The following is a 2,024-nucleotide window of genomic DNA, read 5'->3' on the forward strand; positions in this document are numbered from 1 at the left end:
GTTCGAGGCGGTGCGCACCGTCACCCATTCGTGGAAGGCGATGGCGTGCAGCCGCCGCTCCTCCGGCGTCGACAGCGACAGATGCGCCATGGCGGCCGTGTCGATCTCTGCGCCGCCGGTGTCCTCGACCGTGATCATGAAGCCGAGGTCGACTGCGACGTCGCGGATCTGCCGCGTCCTGGTGACGCCGCCCAGCCGCGAGATCTTCAGCGTCAGCCCGTCGGCCGCGCCCCGGCGGTGAATTTCCAGCATCTCCTCCAGCGAGGTGACGGATTCGTCGAGCACCATCGGCTTGTCGAGCATGCGGCGCACCGACATGTTCTCGTCGAGCGTCGTGCAGGGCTGCTCGAACGTGTAGTCGATGGCGCGCGTCGCATCGGCGAACTGGCGCGCCTGGTAGGGTGTCCAGCCGGCATTGGCGTCGCAGAAGATCACCGTGCCCTTTGGTACGGCGGCGGCGACCGTCGTCACGCGCTCGATGTCGTCGCGGACATTGCCGCCGACCTTGACCTGCAGCCGTTGGTAGCCCTCGGCGACGATGCGCCTGGCGAGCGCGGCCATCTGGTCGAGCGTGCCGTGCGTGACGACCCTGTAGAGCTCCGCCGTCTCGCTCTCGCGGCCACCGAGCATCGTCACCAGCGGCACGTCCGCGGCGCGTGCCGCGAGGTCCCAGCAGGCCATGTCGAACGCCGACTTGATGTAGGGATGACCCTTGAACACCGTGTCCATCAGCCGGCCGATGCCGGCAAGGCCGCGCGGATCCTGGCCGATCAGATGCGGCGCGATTTCCGGCACGCCCGCGCGCGTTCCCGCCGGAAACGCGGCCGAGTAGAAATTGCCGAGCGGCGCCATCTCGCCCCAGCCCGTCACGCCGCTGTCGGAGGTGATGGCGACGATCACCGCGTCGAAGCAGTCGGCGACGCGCCCCTTCGACATCCGGTAGGGCCCGTCCACGAAGGGCTGCACGACATGGTAGGCCTTGATGCTCTTGATCTTCACGTTGTCGTCCACTGTCTGCGGGATTGGTCAGGCGCCTTTCGAGGCGCGCTTTTCGAGGCTGCGCGCATAGGCGAGAAGCTCTTCGAAATCGAGGTCGATATGCTCGCGCGCGTGGCGTTGGGCGGCGCGCATGTCGTTGCCCTTGAGCAGCGCCACATAGGTCTCGTGTACATCCTCCGCGGGCACCGGCTCGGCGCGCGCCTGCTGGTGCAGCGCGAAATACATCTGCAGCCGGCTGGTCAGGCGCTGCCAGGTTTCCAAAAGCACGGAATTGTCGGCCCATTCGTAGATCAGGCCATGCAATTGCAGCGCCGTCTCGATCTGGCGCGTGGTGTCGAGCGCACGCGTCGCCTGCTTGACCGTCGCGTGGCGGCGGTCGAGCTCGTCGAAGAAGCGCTGGTCGCGCAGCGGCCAGGTGCACTCGATGGCGAATTCATCGAGCACCTTGTTGAGCGAATAGGCGTCGATGATGTCCTTGGCGGTGACATCGATGACGAAGGTGCCGGCGTAGGGAATGCTGGTCAGGATGCCTTCCTGGACCAGCTCACGCATCGCTTCGCGCAGCGGCGCGCGGCTTACCCGCATCTGTTCGGATATCCTGAGCTCGTTGAGCTTCTGCCCCGGCTCCAGCTGGCCGGTCAGGATGGCGCGCCGCAACAGCGCAACGATCTCCGCCCTGCGCGTCGTATCCGCGATCGGACTGAAATCCAGCTTCGCCATGCGCCCACTCCGGATGAACCATCGGAAGACAAACAGATTGTCGACAATCTAACAAGAGGGCAATTTGCGAATTCCGAAATTTCTGTCGATGGCTCAGGCCGCGCGGCAATCATGGCCGGGGCCGATCTCGAAGCGGGCCGCCTGATCGCGCTGTCGTCGGTCTCGGTGCGCCTCGGCCAGCCCTATTGCGCCTTCATGCTGCCGGCAAAGGCCGAGCGTGCCGACATCGCCGGGCTGGTCGCCTTGCTCAACAAAACGGCGCCCTCGACGTGGGAGTCGAGGGCGCCGCGGGACCGGGACTGATG

At 66.1% G+C, this 2,024-nt stretch carries 3 protein-coding genes; 1 reads left to right on the forward strand and 2 read right to left on the reverse strand.

The window, feature by feature from the left end; genetic code table 11:
- Together EN738_RS33825 and EN738_RS33830 are read right to left on the reverse strand one after the other, a co-directional pair.
- The coding region (locus tag EN738_RS33825; protein WP_127287318.1) for a mandelate racemase/muconate lactonizing enzyme family protein at positions 1 to 999 on the reverse strand (999 nt) is incomplete at its 3' end.
- Positions 1,000 to 1,026: 27 nt separating this feature from the next.
- Positions 1,027 to 1,719 carry a GntR family transcriptional regulator gene (locus tag EN738_RS33830; RefSeq protein ID WP_127287319.1) on the reverse strand — a complete coding sequence of 231 codons (693 nt, stop codon included), beginning with the start codon at positions 1,717 to 1,719 and terminating at the stop codon, positions 1,027 to 1,029.
- 111 nt (positions 1,720 to 1,830) lie between these two features.
- Here EN738_RS33830 and EN738_RS33835 point away from each other — a divergent pair, with 111 nt between their 5' ends.
- Positions 1,831 to 2,022 carry a hypothetical protein gene (locus tag EN738_RS33835; RefSeq protein WP_245493438.1) on the forward strand — a complete coding sequence of 64 codons (192 nt, stop codon included), beginning with the start codon at positions 1,831 to 1,833 and terminating at the stop codon, positions 2,020 to 2,022.
- The last annotated feature ends 2 nt before the right edge of the window (positions 2,023 to 2,024 follow it).

The organism is Mesorhizobium sp. M4B.F.Ca.ET.017.02.2.1 (genome assembly GCF_003998955.1).
Classification (GTDB): Bacteria; Pseudomonadota; Alphaproteobacteria; order Rhizobiales; family Rhizobiaceae; genus Mesorhizobium; species Mesorhizobium abyssinicae.

What these genes read in the sequence shown, in the direction of transcription:
- EN738_RS33830 (WP_127287319.1), bottom strand. Translation starts at nt 1,719, where the DNA reads ATGGCGAAGCTGGATTTCAGTCCGATCGCGGATACGACGCGCAGGGCG.
- EN738_RS33835 (WP_245493438.1), top strand. Translation starts at nt 1,831, where the DNA reads ATGGCCGGGGCCGATCTCGAAGCGGGCCGCCTGATCGCGCTGTCGTCG.